Below are 20,249 nucleotides of genomic sequence, written 5' to 3' on the forward strand. Positions count from 1 at the left end.
CACCCACGCCGCTGCCGGCGTCGACACCGACATCACCGCCGCCGAGGCCGCCAACCCCGCTGGTGCCGCCGAGCCCGCTGGTGCCGCCGAGCGTGGCACGCGCCGGCGGGTCGCCGCTCGATCTCGGCAGCGCGCCGACACCCGGCCCGTCGACGACCGACCGAGCGACACCCCCTCCGCCGCCTCCGGCGCACGCCGGCCGCTCCGCACTCGATCTGGGCGGCCCCGGCGGGACCGCCTCGGTCGGCACGCCGGGTACCACCGGCTCCGCTCTGGATCTGCCCGGCGGCGGGCCGGTGACCGCGCGGCGACCACCCGCCGCGGCGCGGGTCAGCGAGCACTCGTCCCGCCACCGCCAGCGAGCCGAGCGGGTCGCCGAGCTCGACGACGGCCATCCGGCCACGATCTGGACGAGCGAGGAGCGCGGCGCCGGCGCGATGACCGTCACCCTGCGCTGGACCCCGCTGACCACCAGCACCGGCCTGCCCCGTCCCAGCAACCTGCATCTCGGCTGCCTGTGGCAGGCCGGCGACGGCGCGGCCGGTCTGCTGCACTCGCTCGGCCGCGCGACGAGCGCCCCGGGGCCCGGGGCGCGCCGTCAGGTGCTGCGGCTCGCGGGACGCGACGAACAGGACGGGCAGACCCTCTACGTCGACCTGGCCTCCCTGCCCACGTTCCGCCGCTTCTTCGTCGTCGCCTACGGCCTGCGGGCCGTCCCACCGTGGGCACAGCTGCGCCCGACGCTGACCGTGGGAACCGCCGGCGGCGAACACCACCTGGCGATGCGGCTGGGCGAGGCGCCGGCCGCGGCCCAGATCTGTGTCGCGGCGTCCTTCCACGTGGTCGACGACGATCTGGTCATCCGCCGCGAGGACGACTTCGTCGCCGGCACACTCGCCGACGCCGCCGCGCGCTACGGCTGGTCGCTGGACTGGAATCCCGACGGCATGGCCACCCACGACGACCACACCCACGACGACCAGTAGGTCGCGCGCCGAGACGCGCGACCTGGCGGCACAGGGCGAGCCGGCGTCGTCAGGGCGAGCCGGCGTCGTCAGCGCGACCGCTGTGCTGTCGCGTGCGTCGCAGCGTGAAGGCGCAGGTCACGCCACGATGAGGGCATGATCAGACCTTTGCGTCGCGGTGTGTGGGCGATCACGCTGCTGGGATGCGGCCTGCTCGCGCCCCTGACGACGGCCGGATGCGCCTCGGGTGGCGGGACGGCGCGGAGTCAGACGGCCGCCGCCGCCCCGGCAACCGCAGGACAGGCGACGTCGGCGGTGGACGCGGCGAGCGCGACCACCGCGGCGGCGGGGAGCGCCGCCGCCTACCGCGTCACGATCCGCCAGGACAGCGGGCGGATCCGCGCGGGCGCCGACTACACCGCCACCATCCCGGTGCTGTCCGGACCCGATCCCGTCGTGGTGCGGCGGGTCAACACGGCCATCGACGAGTACGTGCGGCAGGAGAAGGGCCTCACCGAGAACGAGACCCTGCACCTGACCGCCGGCGCTGCGCATATCGGCGCACGGGTCGTGGCGCTGTCGTTCGGCGGGGACCGCTACCCGCCCGGCGCGGCGCACCCCGCCGAGCTCGCCGCCGGCCTGGTCTTCGACCTGCGCACCGGGGATCGCGTCCACATCGAGGACGTGTTCACCTCGACCGGCGCGGGGCTGCGCCGGCTGGAGTCCATCGTCCGCGCGGAGCTGGACCGGCGTTTCCCCGGCGGGCCGACCGGCGGGGTCACCGACCCGCTGCCGGCGAACTACCAGCAGTTCGTGGTGAACCCGCGCGGCCTCGTCGTCATCGTCGCCGACCTGCCCTACGTCCTCGGCCCGCAGAGCGTCCTGGCCCCCTGGAACCGGCTGGGCGATCTCGTCCGCCCCGACCTGGCCGCCGTCCTGCGGTCCTGATCCCGACCGGCGGGGCTAGCTCGGGCTAGCTCAGCCCGGCGGCGGCGCGGGCGGCGAGCAGGGTGTTGCGCAGCAGCAGGGCGATCGTCATCGGGCCGACCCCGCCGGGCACGGGGGTGAGCCGGCCGGCGACCTCGCGGACCGCGGGGAAGTCGACGTCGCCGCGCAGGCCCTGCTCGGTGCGGTGCATGCCGACGTCGATGACGGTCGCGCCGGGCTTCACCGCGTCCGCGCCGATGATCGCCTGGCGGCCGGCGGCGACGACGAGGACGTCCGCGCCGCGGCAGACCTCGGCCAGGTCACGAGTATGGGAGTGGCAGACCGTGACAGTGGCGTTACGAGCGATCAGTAGCTGGGACACCGGCCGGCCGACCAGCTCGGAGCGGCCGACGACGACCGTGGGCGTACCGGCGAGCGGCACGTCGTAGGCGTCGAGCAGCTCGATGATCCCCGACGGGGTGCAGGGGCGCAGACCCGGCAGGCCGCGGGCGAGCAGGCCGACGCTCGCGGTGGTCAGGCCGTCGACGTCCTTTCCGGACGGGATCCGCTCGATCAGGGCCGCGCCGTCGAGGCCGGCGGGCACGGGCAGCTGCAGCAGGATCCCGGACACGGCCGGGTCGACGGCGAGCTCGTCGAGCAGGGCGGCGACCTTGTCCTGCGCGGTGTCGGCCGGCAGGTGCTGGTGCAGGTCGGCCATGCCCGCCTCGACGCACGCCTTGCGCTTGCCGCCGATGTACACCGCGGACGCCGGGTCGTCACCGACCAGCACGGTCGCGAGCCCCGGCTGGCGGCCGGTGGCCGCGCGGAACTCGGCGACCTCGCGGGCCACGTCCGCCCGCACCCGCGCGGCCACGGCCTTACCGTCGATGATCTCTGCGCTCATGTCGGCCCTTCGCCCTCAGGATGTCCGGCCCGCCTGCGAGTCCGGCCCGTTCCGACCGAGCACGCTACGCCAAAGCGCACCATCGATGCCGGCGGGCCGGCATAGCCTCGGTGGTGTGGCGACATCCGTGAACTTCGACCGCATCGCCCACGACTACGACGCGACCCGCGGCGGTGAGGAGCGCGGCCGGCACGTCGCCGACGCGCTCGCCCCGCATCTGCCCGACGGGCTGCTACTGGAGATCGGTGTGGGCACCGGGCTGGTCGCCCAGGCCTTCGCCGCCCGGGGGCGCCGCCTGCTGGGCGTCGACCTGTCCGAACGCATGCTGGCGCGCGCCCGCGAGCGGGTGCCGGGCCGGCTCGCCCGCGCCGACGCCTCGGCGCTGCCCCTGCCCGCCGACAGTGTCGACGCCTGCGTCGCGGTGCATGTCCTGCACCTGGTCGGCGACCCCGAGGGCGTGTTCACCGAGCTCGCCCGGGTGCTGCGCCCCGGCGGCCGGCTCGCCACCGTCGGGGCGGGCGAGATCGCCGAGCGCAGCGACGTCGGCGACGTCATGGAGCGGCTGCGCGCCGCGCTGCGCCTGGGCGGGCCCCGCCACGCCACCGCCGAGACCCTGCGCGCGTCCGCCGCACGCCACGGCCTGCGCCTGGTCGAGGACTTCCACTTCCCGCGCGAGGAACGCGGCGCGCTCACCCCCGCACAGGTCGGCGCGCAGATTGAGGGACGGGTGTGGTCCCACCTGTGGGACCTGACGGACGCCGAGTGGGCCACCGTGGTCGAGCCCGCACTGGACGCGCTGCGCCGGCTGCCCGACCCGGACCGCCCCCGTCCCGGCCGGCGCCGCTCCCGCGCCCTGCTCTTCGACCTCGACGCCACGATGCCCGCGGGCGGCTGAGCCCGCCGCCCGTCAGGTGCCGAGCCGGCCGGCGGGCAGCGGGCGCATCCGTACCAGGCCCGGCGCCGCCGCGGCGCCCAGCCACAGCCGCACCTCGCGGGGGCTGCACAGGCGCACCACCCGGGCGGCGGCGCCATGGGCGTCGATCGCCCGCAGCAACCGGTCGCGGCTGTCCCTCGGGTAGGTCCACAGCCAGCCCAGGAACGCCAGGTCCAGCTTCTCGGGGCACTCCGGCGCCATGTCGGGACGGGAACGACCGCGCCAGCGCGCCCAGCGGCGCACCACCCTGCTGATCGCGATCCGCCGGGGCAGATCGAGGAACACGATCAGCTCGGCGGCGGGGATGCGCAGGTCAAGGGTGCCGCTGTAGTTGCCGTCCAGCACCCAGGCGGGGCCCGCGACCAGCCCGGCGACGATCGCGCGCCACTCGTCGACCGGCGTGGCGACCCAGCCCGGCCGCCAGAACAGCCGGTCGAGGTGCACGACCGGCAGCCCGGCCTGGCGGGCGAGCTCCCGCGCCAGCGTGCTCTTGCCCGCGCCGCCGCTGCCGACGACGAGGACCCGTCGCACGTCGGGGGTCATCGACGGCGGGCCGTCCCGGCCTGTCCCGAACACGTTCACGATCCCAGTCTCCCACCGTGGGGATCGCCCGGTGTGCGGAACGTGCCGCCTTCCATGTCCGTCCGCACCAGTCCCCGACCGGCTCGGCCCCAACCGGTCGGCCCCGACCGGTTCAGCACGTGCCCGGTCCGCCCCGCGCCGCCCGCGGTCCCGACGGCCGGGCGGCGCGATCATTCAGGCGGGAAGAGGATGGTGGCGAAAGAACTCCCACATGACGGCGGACGCGTGCGGCGACGGCGGCACGGCGTCGGCCTCGGCCCGCGTCTGGGTGCCGCCGGGCCAGGCGTGCCCCGCCCCGACGATGCTGTAAAGCTCCACCGCGGCGCCGGAGGAGCACGGGCCGTAGACGTCGTGGCGCACGTCGCCCTGCTGGGTACGCGTCGGGGTGGCCGGGCAGCCGTCGCGCCGGGTCCAGAACGTCATCGCCTCGGCGACGGACCGGTCGACCTTCTCCTCGCCCTTGCGCAGGCTGTCCAGCGACGACTCGCCGCCGTCGTACCGCACCCTGACGTCCGCGGTGCCATGGAACGCGATCACCGGGACGGCCCGGCTGGGCGTGCAGGTGACCGTGTCGAGTGCGCCGGACACGGCGGCGATCGCGGCGACGCGCCCGGCGTGCTCGCAGCCGATCCGGTAGGACATCATCCCGCCGTTGGACATCCCGGTGACGTAGATCCGCCGGGTGTCCACCGGGTATTCGCGGCCCAGCCGGTCGAGCAGGGCCGAGAGGAAGGCGACGTCGTCGATGTTGTTCTGGTGGGCGTAGCCGCAGCAGGTGCCGGCGTTCCAGGTCAGCAGACTGGTGCGCAGCCGGCCGGTGCCATCGGGGTAGACGGCGAGGAAACCGGCGCGGTCCGCCTCGGCGCTCATCCCGCTCTGCTGTTCCACCTGGCGGCCCGACCCGCCACCGCCGTGCAGCACGACGACCACCGGCAGCACGGCCCCTCCGGCGGCGGCGCGCGTCGCCGCGGCGGGCACGTGCACCCGGTAGGTGCGTTCCAGGCCGCCCACGGTCAGCGACCGGTCGACCGTGCCCGCCCGCGGCGCCGGCGGGCGGGCGGAGGCGGACGGAACTCCCGACGCCGCGGCGGCCGCCGTCGACACGGGCGTGGCCCCGGACGCCGATCCCACGGCGGGTCCCGGCGCCGAGGTGCCGCAGGCCGCGAGACCGACGACGGCGCCGGTCAGCAAGGCGCTCGCCGCGAGGACCCGCCGACGACCGCTGCCCCCTGCTCTCCCACGTGACATCATGCGCCGACCGTAGGGACCCCGCGTGTGAGTCCCATGAGAGCGTCCGGGCACGCCGCCGCGCGTCGCGGGCCGGTGCGCGCGGCGACTCCCGGTCAGGCCGGGACGCTGGTCAGCCGAGGCCGCGGGAGTCCTGCTTGAGGGCTGTGTCGATGGTCAGCGCGGACGCGACGACCATGCTCAGCAGTGGCTGGGGCAACGGCCGGTGCAGCTGGACGACGTAGTTGTCCGACGTGGTGAACATCGTCTTCATGAGGCCCTCCCAGGTCTTGGTGACCCGGGCGATCTCGGTCTCGGTGTTGTCGACGATGGAGAAGTTCCACGCCCGCCAGTTCTCGGCCTTGATCGCCCCGATGGTGGCACCGCCGGACTGCAGGTCGAACCGGATCTTGCCGAACACGTTCTGCTGGGCGATGACGCCGAGCTGCGTGCCGTCCGGCGCCGAGACGATGACCTTGGACTTGAGCAGCTTCGCCGGCCGGTGCAGCATCAGCTGCGGGACGCCGGCGGCGTCGCGGACCTCCAGCCGGTGGGTGAAGAACTGGTCCCAGGAGCTCAGCACGCGCATGGCCTTCTTCAGCGCGCTCTGGCCGACCTCGACGACCGAGCCGATCTGGTTGCCGTTCTGGTCGAAGACGGCGTACTCGTTCGTCACCTCGATGATCTTGGTCTTCTGGTTGACGACGAGCACGGGCTCGCTGAACAGCGTGCCGCCGCCACCACCGTAGTTGGCGACCCCGGCCTGCTCGCGGACCTGGCGCTGCACCCGATCGGGGCTGTGGTTCGTCTGCACCGGCGGGGGCTGCATACCCTGCGGCGTCCCCCAGGTGGCCGGACCCTGTCCCGGGACCGGCGGCCCGGCGTGGTGGGGCTGGCCGGGCACGCCCGGCTGCGCGGGCGGCGCGCCCGGCTGGGTGTGCTCGGTCCACTGGTTGCCGTCCCACCATCGGGACCCCTGCTGCCCGCTCGGATCGGCATACCAGCCGGGCGGGACGGTCTGCGTCATGCCGCCCACTTTGGCACTCTCCACGCCCGTGCGACCAGTGGCCCCCTGTCCGCCATCCGACTGCGACCCGGTTGCCGCCCGGCGTCGCCGCGGGGTCGGGCGATCACACGGAGCGCTCGCTCAGCTGGCCGTCCGCGACGTGCAGCCGGCGGGTGACGGCGACCGTGTCGAGCATCCGCCGGTCGTGGGTGACGAGCAGCAGGGTGCCCGGGTAGCCGGCGAGCGCCTGTTCGAGCTGGTCGATGGCGGGCAGGTCGAGATGGTTGGTGGGCTCGTCGAGCACGAGGCAGTTGACGCCGACGGCCTGCAGCAGCGCGAGGCCGGCGCGGGTGCGCTCCCCCGGCGACAGGGAGGACGCCGGCCGGGTGACCTGGTCGGCGCCGAGGCCGAACTTCGCGAACAGGGTCCGGACCTCGCTCGCCGGCCACTGTGTCGCCAGCTCGGCGACGGCGAGCGCCGTCGTGTCCCCGCGGAACTGGCCGCGGGCCTGATCGATCTCGCCCAGGCGCACGCCGGAGCCGAGCGACTGCCCGCCGCCGTCGAGCGGGATCCGCCCGAGCAGCGCCCCCAGCAGCGTCGTCTTGCCGCCGCCGTTGGGGCCCGTGATCACGATGCGATCGGCCCAGGCGACGGCGAGGTCGACCGGCCCCAGGGTGAACGCGGGCCGGCGCACGACGGCACCGGTGAGGGTCGCGACGACATCGCCGGAGCGCGGGGCGGCGGCGATCGACATGCGCAGCTGCCATTCCTTGCGCGGTTCCTCGACCTCGTCGAGCCGGTCGAGGCGCGACTCGAGGGAACGCACCCTGGCGGCGCTCTTCGTGGCCGCCTCGATGCGCGCGCCCTTCGCCGCCCGGTCGTTGTCAGGCATCCGCCGCTTGGCGCGCACCGAGCCGCGCACCGCCTGCTCCCGCTGGCGCTGCGTCTGGGCGACGAGATCCGCGCGCTGGTCGGCGTACTCGTCGTACCGGTCCCGGGCCTGGCGCCGGGCGACCTCACGCGCCTCGAGATACGCCGTCCAGCCGCCGGCGAACAGGGTGAGGCCGTGACGGTGCGGGTCGATCTCGGCGACCGTGTCGATGGTGCGGTCGAGGAACTCACGGTCGTGGCTGACGACGACGAGGGCGCCGGAGACCTGCGCGACGAAGCGTTCAAGCCGGTCCAGCCCGTCGAAGTCGAGATCGTTGGTGGGCTCGTCGAGCAGGGTGATGTCGAAGCGGGACAGCAGGACGCTGGCGAGCGACCCGCGGGCCGCCTGGCCGCCGGACAGGGCGGTGGTGGGGCTGTCGAGGGCGTCGGCGGGCAGGCCGAGGTCGGCGCAGACCTCCTCGGCGCGAGCGTCGAGGTCGGCGGCGCCGAGGGCGAGCCAGCGCTCGAGCGCGACGGCGAAGCGGTCGTCCGCGGCCGCGGCGCCCGTGGCGAGCGCCTCGGTGGCGGCGTCGAGCTCGCTCTGGGCGGCGGCGACACCGGTGCGGCGGGCGAGGAAGGCCCGCAGGGTCTCCCCGGGCCTGCGGTCGGGCTCCTGCGGCAGCAGGCCGACGCCGGCGGTCGGCGGGGCCAGGTCCAAGCGGCCCTCGTCCAGCGGGACGAGCCCCGCGAGGGCGCGCAGCAGGGTGGACTTGCCGACGCCGTTCGGACCCACCACCCCGAGCCGGTCACCCGGCGCCACGGTGAGCGAGACTCCCTCGAGAACGGTCGCCCCACCGCGGGTGACGGTGAGGCCGGAGGCGACGAGCGTGGCGGACATCCCGCCAGTGTCGCGCACAGCCGCCGCGCACCGCCCAGACCCCCGCGCACCACCGCGCGCGACACGGACACCAGGCCCATCTCAGCGCCCCAGCCCGGGCAGGGCCAGCTGCTCGCCCGCCACCGCCGGCACAGCGGAACCCGCCCCTCGGGCCGGCGCGGCGACGGGCCGCCGGGGACGACGGACGGCGCCGATCCCGGCGCGCTCGGCGAGGTCGCGGACCTGGGCGGCGATCCGCTGCTGGTAGGCACGCGCCGCGTACGCGCCGGCGCCGTACAGCTCGCGGTAGGGCTCGACGAGCCCAGGGTGGCAGTCGGCCAGCCAGGCCAGGTACCACTCGCGGGCTCCCGGCCGCAGGTGCAGGACGAGCGGGGTGATCGAGGTCGCGCCCGCCTGGGCGATCGCCTCGACGGTGGCGGCCAGCGCCGCGGGGGCGTCCGTGAGGAAGGGAAGGATCGGCGCCATCAGCACGCGCACCGGCACGCCATGCTCGGTGAGCGTGGCGCAGGCCGCGAGGCGCCGGTGCGGGCTCGGCGCGCCCGGCTCGACCAGGCGCCACAGGTCCTCCTCGACGAAGCCGACCGACAACGCCACGCCGACGTCGACCACCTCTGCGGCCTCGGCGAGCAGCTCGCGGTCGCGCAGCACCAGCGTGCCCTTCGTCAGCAGCGAGAACGGGGTGCGCGCGTCGCGCAGGGCGCCGAGCACGCCGGGCATGAGCCGGTACCGCCCTTCGCACCGCTGGTACGGGTCGACGTTCGTGCCCATCGCGACGTGCTCGCCGCGCCAGCGCGGCGCCGCGAGCTCGGCGCGCAGCCGCTCGGCGACGTTCACCTTGACGACGACCCTCGTGTCGAAGTCGCGTCCGGTGTCGAGATCGAGATAGGTGTGGGTGGAGCGGGCGAAGCAGTACCGGCAGGCGTGGGAGCAGCCCCGATAGGGGTTGACCGTCCAGCGGAAGGCCATCCGGGAGGCGGGCGGCACCCGGTTGAGCGCCGTGCGCGCGTGGACCTCGTAGAAGGTCATCCCGGCGAACTCGGGGGTGTCGAACGTACGGGCGACCGCGCCGCGCGCCAGCAGGGCCGGCGCGCGCCCGCCGGGGACGCCCGGCGGGCCGTCCTCGGTGAGGCGGAGGTTGTCCCAACGCATGCCTCATGAGAACATGTGTTCGATCCGATGTCCACTCGCCGGCCCGGGCCGTGGGGCACGAGCCCGTGGACCGGCGGGCGGAGCGGCGACGCGGAGGACGACCGGGAGGTGGCGTGGGTGGAGGCGGGCGGACGGGGAACCGGTGCCACTGTGCGGCTCAGTACGCGGGAGGCTCGGGAGCGGTTCGCGGCGGGGCGCGTCGCGCGGCTGGCCACCAGCGGGCCGGGCGGCCAGCCGCTCGTCGTGCCCGTCACCTTCGCGGTCACCGACCTCGCCGCCGCCGGGGCGCCGCCCGGCGGCCGCGGCGCCCCGGCGGAGGCTGTCGTCAGCATCGTCGACCACAAGCCGAAGTCCACCTCGACCGGGCTGCGGCGGCTGCGGGACATCGCGGCGAACCCGCGGGTCAGCCTCCTGGTCGACCACTACGAGGACGACTGGGAGCGGCTGTGGTGGGCGCGGGTCGACGGGCTCGCCCGGATCGTGCTGGCTGACGAGGCCGAGCACGCGGCGACCCGCGCGGCCCTCGCCGCCCGGTACGCGCAGTACCGGCAGGTTCCACCGGGCGGGCCCGCCATCATCGTCACCGGGCTTCGCTGGTCGGGATGGGCCTACGCCGATGCCGGCGCGGGTGGCTGAGCTCCGCGCGGTCGGCGCCGGCCGGGGGCGCGCGGCCAGGTCAGGCGCGCGGCCGGTCCCAGCCGCGGGGCAGCGCGTCCGGCATCCGCCAGCCGGGGTCGGGACGGAAGTCGGTCCAGGTGCCGTCGAACGGGAAGGCGCCGGCCTCGACCAGCCGCAGCAGCCGCTCCCCCTCGGCGCGCACCGCGTCGGGATCGCCGACCCAGTAGTGGTTGGGAAAGGCGAGCCGCTCGGCCAGCTCGTGCTCGTCCTTCCACTCCCAGGTGCGCTCCGGGGTCACCCACAGGTCGAGGTCGTGGTCGGTGGTGTCGACGCCGACGAGATCCTCGTCGCGCCAGGTGACGGCGGGTTGCTCCAGGTTGATGTACCAGCGGACGAAGCGCCCCTGCCAGTCCCAGAACCACCAGACCGAGTTGGCTCCCCGCGGGGGGACCAGCATGAAGATGTTCGGCCCGCGCCACACCGACGTCGTCATGACCGTCGGCTGGCGGATCCACTCCGCGAACGGCATGTCCCGCAGCCCGCGGCCGTCCTCGCTCAGCTCGACCGCCATCGGGCAGCCGTGCGGGATCCACAGCCGCAGGCCGCGCTCGTCGTGGCCGACGACATGGGCGGTGCGCACGAACACCAGCCGGCTGGTCGTGAACGACCGGTGCACCACCAGCTCCCCGGGAGAGTACGGTGCCGCCGCCGCGATGCCGCCGCCCGCGGTGGCGGGGCCCCCACCGCCCCGCTCGTCCGCGACGGCGAACGGCGACGGGGAGGGTCCGGGATCATTGACCGCAGGACTGTCCGGCATCGTCACGGCCTGACTGTACGGCCCTGCGCCGCACCGTCCACCCCCCACCGGTCACCAGGCACGCCGTGGCCCGCGCCCCGGCCCCGCCCACCAGCCGGGGAAGCGGAACCGGAACCCGGCGGTAACCCACCAGCCACCTGCCGTCGGTTTGCTGGTCGGGCGGCCTTGTGGGCAGCCGGCGGTCGGTGTCCGCCTCCACCCGGCCAGCGAAGGAACGGTCCGCCTCGTGACACCCTCTCCTCTCGGCATCCCGGCCTCGGCTGCTCGCGGAACCGCCGCCGCGCCGGTGTCGCCGGGCCCCGCCGTCCCGCCCGGCGACACCGGCGCGCGGATCACCCGCCACGACGGCCCCGACCATCTGGTGATCTCCGAGCATCCCGTCCTGCGCCGGTTCTGGTATGCCGTGTGCTTCGCCGGGGATCTGGGCGGCGAGCCGCTGGCCCGCACGGTGCTCGGCACACCGCTCGTGCTGTGGCGGGCCTCCCCCGGCGCGGCGCCGAGCGCGGCGCTGGACCGCTGCCCGCACCGGGAGGCGCCGCTGTCGGGCGGCTGGATCACCGACTGCCACCTCGTCTGCCCCTACCACGGCTGGCAGTGGGACGCGGCCGGGCAGACCAGGTGGGTCCCGCAGTTTCCCGACGCCCCGCTACCGACCCGCGGCGGGCTGAGCATGGTCGCGGCGCGGGAGCGGTACGGCCTGGTCTGGGTCTGCCTCGACGACGATGCCGTCGTCGCCATCCCGCCACTACCCGAGTACGACGACCCGGCCTGGCGGGTCGTGCCCGAGTACGAGTTCGCCTTCGCCTGCACCGCGATGCACCTGCTGGAGAACAACTTCGATCCCGGCCACATCGCGTTCGTCCACCGCGGCACGTTCGGCAACCCGGCGCGGCCCGAGCTCACCGACACCGTCGTCACCCGCGAGCCCCACGGTCTGCGCACCCGCGGCGAGGTGCCGGTGGAGTCGCGCCCCGGCGAGCTCGGCGCCACCGTGCGCACCACCGTCTCGCGGCTGTACGCGCCGTTCCACGCCCACATCCACATCACCTATCCCGACGGCCTGCGCCACCTGATGGTCAAGGCGATCACCCCGGTCGACGACACACACTGCGTGCTGCTGCAGATCGTGCTGCGCACCGACGGCGAGGCGGACCGGCCCGCCGCGGACATCCGGGCCTTCGACGTCGCCGTGGAGAACGAGGACCGCGAACTGCTCGAAACGCTGCCGGCCCGGTTCCCGCTCGCCCCGCACCTCAACGTGCACGCCCGCGCCGACCGCAACAGCCTCGCGATCCGCCGGCTGTGGACCGACCTGGTCACCGGCCGCTGGCAGCCGACCTGGTAGCGGCCGGCGGGCCGGGCACCGGCGCGCCGTGGACGAGGACGTCGGCCCGGCCGGCCACGTCGTTCGCGGCGAGGTAGCGCTCCTCCTGGCGGGCCCAGCGGTCCCAGTGCGGGGCGAAGGTCGCGCCGTCCCGCTCCAGCGCGCGGCGGCGGCGCACCTCGTCCGGCGCGGCGACGACGACCAGCCCGCTCAGCAGCGGACCGGCCGCCCGCGCGCCCGCCCCGACACCCTCGACGACCAGCACGGCCGGTGGATCCAGGGTGACCACACCGCCGTAGCGCCCCCGCGGCCAGTCGTAGCGGCGCCACCTGGCCGGCTCCCCGCGCGCCAGCGGCCGCAGGACGCCGTCGACGAGCTGGTCGATCCCGGCGGCCAGGCCGTCCCAGCCGGCATAGAGGTCGTCCATCTCCAGTACCGCGGCGCCGACGCGGGCGGCGACGGCCCGCGCGAGGGTCGTCTTGCCCGCCCCGGAGCGGCCGTCGACCGCCAGCACCCTGGTCGCCGCGGCCCGCGCAGGTTGTCCGAGGAGCCAGCACGCGAGCCATGGCACCGCATCCGGCCCGACGGCACCGGCGCACCCGCCCACGATCACCTCGGCCACCGGACCATCCCATCCCACGAGCCGACGGGACGGGATGTGAACGTCGCCACCCGGCCAACATGGCGAGAGCATCGGACTCCGCACATCCAACAGTTCGGCAAGAAATACCCACGAAACCTGTTCGCCAGCCCTTCGGCCCGCCCCGGGAAAGGGCCCGCGAAATCCAGCCGGCGACAGCGCCGGAATCCCTGAATCGATTCTCAGGGAACCTTCAGGCGAACCAGTCATATCGGACTAGACAACCTAGATCCGACGAACTACCATGATTCACGTCCGCTACACCCGGCAATGGGGGGGACACCGTAGGAGTCCCTATGCTTGGTCGAAAGCGATTGCTATCGCTTTCTCTGGTGGGCCTGACACTCGCGGTAGGCGCGACACTCGCCTCACTCACCTTGCGTTCGCAGGGTGCGTCCACCGCGAACCAGGTGTCGCTCGTCCGGCATGCCACACCGGTAAACGACAGCTCGTCGACGGTCCGGCGCTGGTCACTGCACACCGTGCACGGCACCGTGAACGTCAGGCCGGCGACCCTGTCAAAACACACGACCTGGGCCGTCTTCGCGATCGACGGACCCACGAAGGTCGTCCGCAGTGACACCACCAAACCGTTCGTCCTGCGCCTTGACACCCGCACCCTGGCCAACGGCACCTACACGCTGACGGTGACCGTGTTCCACAGGGGTCAGTCGCCCACGTTCGAGGCCATCACCGTCGTCGTGAAGAACACGCCGCCGCAGCCGCTCGTCAAGCCCGCGCCGACGATGTCGGCCACACCCATGGCCGCGACCACCATGACTGTCGCGCCCATGGCCGTCGCACCGCAGGCGACCGCCGCTGCGGTCGCGCCGAACACCACCTCCCCGCTGTCGCGCCTCGCGACCGTTCCGCCCGCCCCCGGGCAGAAGTTCTAGCCGACAGCCACCCATCGACCGGCGGGGCCAGGCGGGCGACGCCCGCGGCTGGCCCCGTCACCTCCCATCGCGTCGCGTCCCACCAACACCGGCCGGCTGCCGCATGCCGCGGCATTCGTGGTCGGCGCATGCCTCCGGCACCGCCTCACCGTTCCGGCACTGCCTCACCGTTCCGGCACCGCCTCGCCGTGCCGCCGCTCGCCTCACGCCACAGCCGCGCAGGGCTGATCCGCCGCGGGCCATCACGCCCTCGCGGCCGCGGTCGTCTGCCCGCGGCCCTGGCGCCAACCCCGAAAGGGTCCTTCTCGTGTCTCGAACATCGCCCGACTCCCGCGGTGGGCACCGCGGGTCCCGCTCGCGCGCCAGCGCCCTTAATGGCGGCGCAGCCCCTGGCGGGGGTCGACGTCGCCGGTCCGCCCGGCTGCCGATCGTCGGCATCGGCGCGGCCAGCGCCATCGGTGGGCTGATCGGACTGCTGCTGTCGGTGACCGGCGGCGGCGCGACCAACGCCGCGGCGCCCGTCCGTCTCGCCGCCGCGCAGGCCCAGATCGCCGCGACCGCGCCGACCCCGGCCGACCCCGGCAACGGCGACCCGGCCGCGGGCCCCGCGGAGGCAGCGCCCGGTGACTGCACGCTGGTCGTACCGCCGAACCCGCTGACCGCCAAGGGACTCGCGACGCCCTACCAGCTCACCGCCGCGGCCGGCGGGACCTGCCACCAGGCGAACCCGGATCAGGCCGCCTTCGTCCAGGCCACCATCATCGACCCGGCCACCGGCAAGGCCTCCGTCTACAACCCGCTGGTCATCGACGCCGGCACCCAGCCGGCGGCGCCGACCGTCACCCCGGCCCTGCCGCGGGGCGCCGTCGTCGGCGTGTGGTTCGGCTTCAACGGCAACAACCTCAAGCTGCAGAAGAACGGCGGCAAGGTGACGGTGCGCCACAGCAACCGCCGCATCGGGCTGCGCGGGTCGGGCAACAGCCTGGCCCAGGGCAGGTGCGTCAACGGCACGCCCAACTCGGTGTTCGGTCAGTTCGCCTACTGCAACGCGCCGGCGTTCTTCGCCGCCGCGAACAAGGCCGTGAAGGCCGGCCAGCTGGCCATCCCGCCCCTGGCCACCGCCGGCGACGGCAAGCCCTGCCCGACCACGCGCGACTTCGGCGTCGTCGACCAGGACCAGAGCGACAACGTCACCGCGACCTACCTGCTCACCGCGGACGGCCGCACCGCGCAGGCCACCGACGCCAACGCCGCCGCGCTGCAGGGAGCGCAGGTCCTCACCAACGCCAGCGACAACGGCCTGCTGGTGAACTTCATCGACAAGGCGATCGGCTGCGACGCGTTCACGGCGCCCGACCTCGCCAACAACGGGACGCCCACGACCTCCCTCGCGCTCGACGAGCTGCAGGCCGGCCTGCAGGCCTCGCCGGTGGCGCTGGTTCCGCCGAACAACCCGATGACGATGGTCGGCAACACGATGAGCCGGGTGAAGACCAACCTCTACCGCGTCGGTTCCAACATGCCGCCGCTGCGGGGCAGTCTCACCGCGGCCGCCAAGGCGTACTGCACCAACATGATCACGGTCGGCCAGGCGCGGCTTCAGCTCGACCAGGCCCAGTTCACCGCCTTCGCCAGCCCCGACCCCGCGGCGGCGACCAACCTGTTCACGTTCCTCGGCATGCGCCTGGCGGACTCCTACGTCAACCTGAACTGCCAGGCCCTGACCGGCAAGCCCAACCCGATCACCGTGCAGACCAACGGTGACATCGTCGTGGGCATCGCCCTCGGCGGCGCGGCTCCGGCCTCCGCCGCGGCCACCGCTCCGGCCGCGGGTGCAGCGGTGGCTCCGGCCGCGGGCGGTGCCACCGCTCCTGCCGCCGGGACCACTCCTGCCGCCGGGACCACTCCCACCGCCGGGACCACTCCCGCGGCTGGTGCCGCCCCGGCCGCCGGCGACGCCGCGGGCATGACGGCGGGCACCGACCCGGCCGCCGCCGCGACCTCCCCAGCCGCGTAGCCCGCAGCCGGCCCGGGTCGGCGAGCCTGACCGATCTTCGACGGCGACGGTTCTCGGGTTGCGTGACCCGAGATCCGCCGCCGGCGCGGGCCCGCGAGGTCCCGGGCACCTGTGCCGGCCCGGGGCAACGCGGGCCCGCCGGCGCGCCGGCCCTGACCTGCCCCGCCCGCGGGCCGGCCATCCATGCCTCGTCCGCCGCGACGGCCGTCCCGGCGCACGCGCGTCACCGCACCCACCGTCTCGACACAGCCGACAGGAGAGACGTCGACATGGCGAGCCTGATCCCGACGGCGGAGCTGCCACCCGGTTTCTCCTACCCGGCCGAGTACCTGCGCGTCGTCGCCTTCGGCCTGACGAACCTCGAACCGTGGATCCTCATGGACGGCGACGCGCTGCGCACGGCGCACCACGGCCTGCGGGACCACTTCCCCGGCGCGCGCCTCGTCCCCTTCGCGACCCGCCGGGACAACGACGAGGTGGCGTGCTGGGACGCCGACGCGGGCGACGTCGTCATCGTCCGCCGCGACGCCGCGGCCCCGTGCGTCGCCGACGGGCGCTTCGAGGACTTCCACTGCTGGCTGCGCGACGCCGTCGAGCACCTCACCCGGTTCGACGGCTGACCGGCGCCGAACCTCCGGTCCCCTGACCCCCGACCCAGATCAGACATTCACGTAAGGGTATGGTCGATCCCGCACCGATCGGGGCATGCGCCGTGGGCCCCGGGCAGAAGGGATGTGTGAGCAGCGCGGTCGTCCCCGATGCCGGAACTGCCCGACCTCCGCGCATCCGCCAGACCGGAGAGGACCGCGGTGACCGGGACAGCGGCGACCGGCACGACCACGGCTGGCGCGTCACAGGCCGCCACCACAGGCATCGGCATGACGGAAGCGGTGCCGGCTGGGCGAGCTGGGCCGGTAGCGGGGACGGCCGATGGCACGCGACGTCCGTCCGGCCGGCATCGCCTGAACGCCCGGCGCGGCGCGTCCCCGCGGGCGGCGCGGAATCTGCCGGCCCTGACGGGTCTGCGCGGCGTCGCCACCGCCCTCGTCTTCCTGCGCCACATCCACACCGACGTCGGGGACACGCTGCCGGTGGCCGCGCTCGGCAACATCGGCTATGCCGGGGTGACGTTCTTCTTCCTGCTCTCGGGATTCGTCCTCACCTGGGCCGCGGGGCCGGACACTCGGCTGCGGTTCTACTGGCGGCGCCTGGCCAGGATCTATCCGCTGTACCTCGTCGCCATCGGACTGTGGCTCGCGGTCGCCTGGCCACTGGGGATGATCGGTCGGTTCGGCTCGCAGCCCGTCGCCATCCTGCCGAGCCTGCTGCTGGTCCAGGCCTGGATCCCGACGCAGACGATCTACTTCGGCTGGGGCGGGGCGGTGCTGTGGTCGCTGTCCTGCGAGGCGTTCTTCTACCTCGTCTTCCCGCTCCTGCATCCCCGGCTCGCGGCCCGCGACAACGCCGGCCGCATCCGCGTCGCGCTGTTCGCCGTCCTGCCCACGGCGGCGGTGGCCTGCGTCGCGGGGGCGATCGACCCACGGGTCGATCTCGCCGCCTACGCCAGTCCGGCCGTGCGGCTCGGGGAGTTCGTGCTGGGCATCGTGCTGGGCCTGCTGGCCCGCGACGGCGTGCGCGGCCGCCCCGGTCAGCGCCGGGCGCTCGGCGTGTTCGCCGTCGGCTGGCTCGCCGTTCCGATCGCACTCGGCTACGACTACGGCGATCGTCAGGGACTGATCGACACCCTCGCCCTGCCGTCGTTCGCCGCGATCATCTTCCTGGTCGGCACCCGCGAGGCGGACGGCCGCCGGCTTCCCGCCGCGAGCGCCCGCCCACTCGTCGCCTTCGGCGTGCTGTCCTACGCGTTCTACCTGGTGCATCCCGTCGCGCTGACCCTGGGCGGCCGGCTCGGCTGGTTCGACGCGACCACCGCGCCCGTCGCCGCCCTCGGGGTGCTCGCCGGCTTCCTGCTCGCCCTCGCCCTCGCCGCGGTCCTGCACCACACCGTCGAACGGCCGGCCCACCGCTACCTGCTGCGCCGCCTGCCCGCCGCCCGCGCCGCCGGGACGGCCTGACTCCCCCGAGCCGACCGCGACAGCGACGACGCGTGACCGGTGCCGCACCGACCGCCAGCAGCGGCGCACCTCACGACGGGGCCGCCAGTTCCGACATTTACGTAACGTTATGGTTGGGCTGTGGGGGGCGGAACCGGTGGCAGGTCCCGCCTGGGGAGCGCCGAGAGGGATCCGAGGACCAGATGAGACGGTGCGGCTGGGCACCGCCGCGACGCGGGCGGCGGAGCGGGAGTGTCGGCACGAGGGGCCGGCGGGGCGCCGCGGCGCGCGGTCCCGTGGGCGTGCTGGCGGCGGCGCTGGCGGTGCTGCTGGCCCTCGCGGCCTGTTCCTCCGGCGGATCGAAGGGCCCGGCGTCGCCGACGGCCTCGCCGCCCGCCGGAGCCGCGCCGGCCAGCCGGGCGCCCGCCCAGTCCGGCCTGGGCTGGGCGTCGGGCGCGAACGGCAACTTCCCCGCGGACGTCAACGCGTGGGCGACGTTCACGGGCCGGCCCGTCGACGTGGCGGTGGTGTTCACCAACCGGGCGGACTGGCCGAGCATCACGACGGCGTCCTGGCCGGTAGGCGCGTTCACCCGCGCCGCGTTCCCCGGTCAGCTCTCGGTCGCCCAGCCGCTCTACCCGCAGGACGGCAACGAGCAGGCCTGCGCCCGCGGCGAGTACGACGGTCACTGGGCCGACTTCGGGCGGACCCTGACGAAGAACGGTCGGGGGGACGCCTACGTCCGGCTCGGCTGGGAGTTCAACGGCGCCTGGTTCTGGTGGTACGTCCGCGACCCGCGGGCCTGGAAGAGCTGTTTCCAGCACGCGGTGACCGCGATCCGCTCGACCGCGCCGCACGCGAGGATCGAATGGACGATGACCGCCCATCAGGACACGCTGCCGCACAGCGACACCGACGTGTGGGCCGCCTACCCGGGCGACGCCTACGTCGACGTGGTGAGCGTGGACAGCTACGACTTCTATCCGCCGTCCACCTCACAGGAAACCTGGGATCGCCAGTGTCACCAGCGTTCCGGGCTGTGCACGATCGCCGACTTCGCCCGCGCGCACGGCAAGGCGCTCGCGGTGCCCGAATGGGGCGTGGCGCATTCGAACAGTGGCGGCGGTGACAACCCGTTCCTGGTGGAGAAGATGCACGATTTCTTCACCGCGAACAAGGACATCCTCGCCTACGAGGCGTACTACAACAACGCGGAGGCGGGCAACGTCCGCTCGTCGCTGCACAACCCCGATCTGAACCCGAACAGCACCCGCCGTTACCTGGACCTGTTCGGCCGCGGCGGCTGAGATCCCGGGCCCGCCCGAACTCTGGGGGGCGGGCGGGCCCGCGCGGCCACGCCACCCGGCGTCGCCCGCGTCACCCGGCGTCGCCCGCGTCAGTGGCGGTGGCGCGGGGCGGCCGCCTCCGGGTGCTCGCGCAGCCACCCGAGGCGCGCGCGGCTGCGCTCGTCGACGGGCACGTAGACGAGCATGCGCACGCCGGGCCGGGTCGCGAGATCGAGACTCGTCGTGCGAGTGGCGATCTCCCCGGACCCCGGATAGCTGAACACCTTGTCGCAGGGCCGGGTCGGCGCCACGTCGTGGGTCGCCCACTGCCGGGCGAAGAACGGGCTGGCGGCGCACAGCCGCAGGATGAAGTCCTGCCAGCCCGGCTCGCCCAGGTGCTGGCTGTACCGGTACCGGAGGATCGCGACGTGCTCGGCCGCCTGTTCCTCGATGTTGCGCAGCGGGTTGCAGCAGCGCGGCGTGCTGAACGCGACCCACAGGCTGTTGCGCCGCTCGGCGGGCGCGCCGACGACGGCGGGCAGCAGCGCCGCGTAGCCCTGGTTCCAGGCCAGGACATCGGAGCGGGCGTTGACCAGCGCCGCCGGCAGCGGGTCGAGACTGTCGAGGATGGCGCGCACGTCCTGGCCGGCCATGCCGTCGGCGTCCGCGTCGTCGGCCTCGCCCGTCCGCGCGCCGGCGGGGGCGCCGACGTCGGCCAGGCGGTACGGGTGCTGGTGCTCCGCGGCGTCGAGGCGCAGCGTGCGGGCGATCGCGTCGAGGACCTGGACGCTGGCGTTGATCGGCCGGCCCTGTTCCAGCCAGGTGTACCAGGTGATCCCGACGCCGGCGAGCTGGGCGACTTCCTCGCGGCGCAGGCCCGGCGTGCGCCGGCGCGGCCCCGGCGGCAGGCCGACGTCCTGCGGGGTGATGCGCTCGCGCCGGCTGCGCAGGAACGACGCGAGCTCGGAGCGCCGCCGCGTCCCGGACCGCCCGCCGCCCGCGCGCGTCTCCGGCCCGGTGCGTGCGGCCGGCCCAGTGTGCGGCGCCGACGCCGGGGGTATCGCCGGAGCCGGGGGCGTCGTCATCGGATTTGCGCCGTGGATACTCCGACCTTCAGGTCGGAGAGGAAACGGTG

The 20,249-nt window shown here is 74.6% G+C and carries 18 protein-coding genes and 1 pseudogene; 10 read left to right on the plus strand and 9 right to left on the minus strand.

Going from position 1 to position 20,249, the window contains the following annotated elements; translation table 11 throughout:
* A pseudogene (locus C1A33_RS03820) lies at nucleotides 1–986 on the plus strand (TerD family protein); the annotation flags it as partial.
* A gap of 135 nt (nucleotides 987–1,121) precedes the next feature.
* Nucleotides 1,122–1,913: an RsiV family protein gene (locus C1A33_RS03825; protein WP_243407151.1), complete on the plus strand. Its 792-nt coding sequence runs from the start codon at nucleotides 1,122–1,124 to the stop codon at nucleotides 1,911–1,913.
* Between the two features lie 25 nt (nucleotides 1,914–1,938).
* Here C1A33_RS03825 and folD read toward each other — a convergent pair whose 3' ends face one another.
* On the minus strand, nucleotides 1,939–2,796 hold the full coding sequence (gene folD / locus C1A33_RS03830) for a bifunctional methylenetetrahydrofolate dehydrogenase/methenyltetrahydrofolate cyclohydrolase FolD (RefSeq protein WP_101830143.1): 858 nt from the start codon (nucleotides 2,794–2,796) through the stop codon (nucleotides 1,939–1,941).
* Nucleotides 2,797–2,911: 115 nt separating this feature from the next.
* Between folD and C1A33_RS03835 the strand changes: the two genes are divergently transcribed.
* A complete protein-coding gene (locus tag C1A33_RS03835; protein WP_101830144.1) occupies nucleotides 2,912–3,691 on the plus strand; it encodes a class I SAM-dependent methyltransferase in 780 nt (259 codons plus the stop codon).
* A 12-nt stretch (nucleotides 3,692–3,703) separates the two neighbouring features.
* Here C1A33_RS03835 and C1A33_RS03840 read toward each other — a convergent pair whose 3' ends face one another.
* The 5 genes from C1A33_RS03840 to C1A33_RS03860 form a co-directional block, all read right to left on the minus strand.
* Nucleotides 3,704–4,312, minus strand: coding sequence for a P-loop NTPase family protein (locus C1A33_RS03840; protein WP_101830145.1), 609 nt, complete (start codon nucleotides 4,310–4,312; stop codon nucleotides 3,704–3,706).
* Nucleotides 4,313–4,486: 174 nt separating this feature from the next.
* A complete protein-coding gene (locus C1A33_RS03845; RefSeq protein ID WP_243407152.1) occupies nucleotides 4,487–5,563 on the minus strand; it encodes an extracellular catalytic domain type 1 short-chain-length polyhydroxyalkanoate depolymerase in 1,077 nt (358 codons plus the stop codon).
* Between the two features lie 109 nt (nucleotides 5,564–5,672).
* Complete coding sequence (locus tag C1A33_RS03850) at nucleotides 5,673–6,566, minus strand: LURP-one-related family protein (RefSeq protein ID WP_101830154.1); 894 nt, start codon at nucleotides 6,564–6,566, stop codon at nucleotides 5,673–5,675.
* 103 nt (nucleotides 6,567–6,669) lie between these two features.
* Nucleotides 6,670–8,313, minus strand: coding sequence for an ABC-F family ATP-binding cassette domain-containing protein (locus C1A33_RS03855; RefSeq protein ID WP_101830146.1), 1,644 nt, complete (start codon nucleotides 8,311–8,313; stop codon nucleotides 6,670–6,672).
* 81 nt (nucleotides 8,314–8,394) lie between these two features.
* Nucleotides 8,395–9,462, minus strand: coding sequence for an Rv2578c family radical SAM protein (locus tag C1A33_RS03860; protein WP_101830147.1), 1,068 nt, complete (start codon nucleotides 9,460–9,462; stop codon nucleotides 8,395–8,397).
* A 27-nt stretch (nucleotides 9,463–9,489) separates the two neighbouring features.
* Between C1A33_RS03860 and C1A33_RS03865 the strand changes: the two genes are divergently transcribed.
* Nucleotides 9,490–10,098, plus strand: coding sequence for a TIGR03668 family PPOX class F420-dependent oxidoreductase (locus tag C1A33_RS03865; RefSeq protein WP_341477183.1), 609 nt, complete (start codon nucleotides 9,490–9,492; stop codon nucleotides 10,096–10,098).
* A gap of 40 nt (nucleotides 10,099–10,138) precedes the next feature.
* Here the strand turns inward: C1A33_RS03865 and C1A33_RS03870 are convergent, their stop codons facing one another.
* Entirely contained in the window at nucleotides 10,139–10,897 is a 759-nt protein-coding gene (locus C1A33_RS03870) for a ribonuclease FAU-1 family protein (protein ID WP_101830156.1), read from the minus strand.
* 226 nt (nucleotides 10,898–11,123) lie between these two features.
* On the opposite strand from C1A33_RS03870, the gene C1A33_RS03875 reads away from it, so the two are divergent.
* The gene (locus C1A33_RS03875) at nucleotides 11,124–12,242 is read left to right on the plus strand and encodes a Rieske 2Fe-2S domain-containing protein (protein WP_243407153.1); all 1,119 of its coding nucleotides are present in this window, start codon (nucleotides 11,124–11,126) and stop codon (nucleotides 12,240–12,242) included.
* On the opposite strand, the gene C1A33_RS03880 is transcribed toward C1A33_RS03875, so the two are convergent.
* Nucleotides 12,214–12,843: a nucleoside/nucleotide kinase family protein gene (locus tag C1A33_RS03880; protein WP_243407154.1), complete on the minus strand. Its 630-nt coding sequence runs from the start codon at nucleotides 12,841–12,843 to the stop codon at nucleotides 12,214–12,216. The two genes, C1A33_RS03875 and C1A33_RS03880, sit on opposite strands and share 29 nt — an antisense overlap.
* A gap of 350 nt (nucleotides 12,844–13,193) precedes the next feature.
* Between C1A33_RS03880 and C1A33_RS03885 the strand changes: the two genes are divergently transcribed.
* The 5 genes from C1A33_RS03885 to C1A33_RS03910 all read left to right on the plus strand — a co-directional run bounded on the left by C1A33_RS03885 (nucleotide 13,194) and on the right by C1A33_RS03910 (nucleotide 19,135).
* Entirely contained in the window at nucleotides 13,194–13,757 is a 564-nt protein-coding gene (locus C1A33_RS03885) for a hypothetical protein (RefSeq protein ID WP_101830149.1), read from the plus strand.
* Between the two features lie 307 nt (nucleotides 13,758–14,064).
* Entirely contained in the window at nucleotides 14,065–15,774 is a 1,710-nt protein-coding gene (locus C1A33_RS35560) for a hypothetical protein (RefSeq protein WP_207770145.1), read from the plus strand.
* Between the two features lie 62 nt (nucleotides 15,775–15,836).
* On the plus strand, nucleotides 15,837–16,394 hold the full coding sequence (locus C1A33_RS03900) for a hypothetical protein (RefSeq protein WP_101830150.1): 558 nt from the start codon (nucleotides 15,837–15,839) through the stop codon (nucleotides 16,392–16,394).
* Nucleotides 16,395–16,583: 189 nt separating this feature from the next.
* The gene (locus tag C1A33_RS03905) at nucleotides 16,584–17,849 is read left to right on the plus strand and encodes an acyltransferase family protein (protein ID WP_243407155.1); all 1,266 of its coding nucleotides are present in this window, start codon (nucleotides 16,584–16,586) and stop codon (nucleotides 17,847–17,849) included.
* Nucleotides 17,850–18,124: 275 nt separating this feature from the next.
* Complete coding sequence (locus C1A33_RS03910) at nucleotides 18,125–19,135, plus strand: glycoside hydrolase family 26 protein (RefSeq protein ID WP_243407156.1); 1,011 nt, start codon at nucleotides 18,125–18,127, stop codon at nucleotides 19,133–19,135.
* Nucleotides 19,136–19,224: 89 nt separating this feature from the next.
* On the opposite strand, the gene C1A33_RS03915 is transcribed toward C1A33_RS03910, so the two are convergent.
* Nucleotides 19,225–20,199 carry a helix-turn-helix transcriptional regulator gene (locus tag C1A33_RS03915; RefSeq protein WP_101830152.1) on the minus strand — a complete coding sequence of 325 codons (975 nt, stop codon included), beginning with the start codon at nucleotides 20,197–20,199 and terminating at the stop codon, nucleotides 19,225–19,227.
* Nucleotides 20,200–20,249 lie beyond the last annotated feature (50 nt).

It is taken from the genome of Frankia canadensis (genome assembly GCF_900197875.1).
Lineage (GTDB): Bacteria > Actinomycetota > Actinomycetes > Frankiales > Frankiaceae > Frankia > Frankia canadensis.

Bases quoted from the DNA above. Each gene is read 5' to 3' on its own strand.
- C1A33_RS03825 (WP_243407151.1), top strand. From the start codon at position 1,122: ATGATCAGACCTTTGCGTCGCGGTGTGTGGGCGATCACGCTGCTGGGA.
- folD (WP_101830143.1), bottom strand. From the start codon at position 2,796: ATGAGCGCAGAGATCATCGACGGTAAGGCCGTGGCCGCGCGGGTGCGG.
- C1A33_RS03845 (WP_243407152.1), bottom strand. From the start codon at position 5,563: ATGATGTCACGTGGGAGAGCAGGGGGCAGCGGTCGTCGGCGGGTCCTC.
- C1A33_RS03850 (WP_101830154.1), bottom strand. From the start codon at position 6,566: ATGACGCAGACCGTCCCGCCCGGCTGGTATGCCGATCCGAGCGGGCAG.
- C1A33_RS03855 (WP_101830146.1), bottom strand. From the start codon at position 8,313: ATGTCCGCCACGCTCGTCGCCTCCGGCCTCACCGTCACCCGCGGTGGG.
- C1A33_RS03860 (WP_101830147.1), bottom strand. From the start codon at position 9,462: ATGCGTTGGGACAACCTCCGCCTCACCGAGGACGGCCCGCCGGGCGTC.
- C1A33_RS03865 (WP_341477183.1), top strand. From the start codon at position 9,490: ATGTCCACTCGCCGGCCCGGGCCGTGGGGCACGAGCCCGTGGACCGGC.
- C1A33_RS03870 (WP_101830156.1), bottom strand. From the start codon at position 10,897: ATGCCGGACAGTCCTGCGGTCAATGATCCCGGACCCTCCCCGTCGCCG.
- C1A33_RS03915 (WP_101830152.1), bottom strand. From the start codon at position 20,199: ATGACGACGCCCCCGGCTCCGGCGATACCCCCGGCGTCGGCGCCGCAC.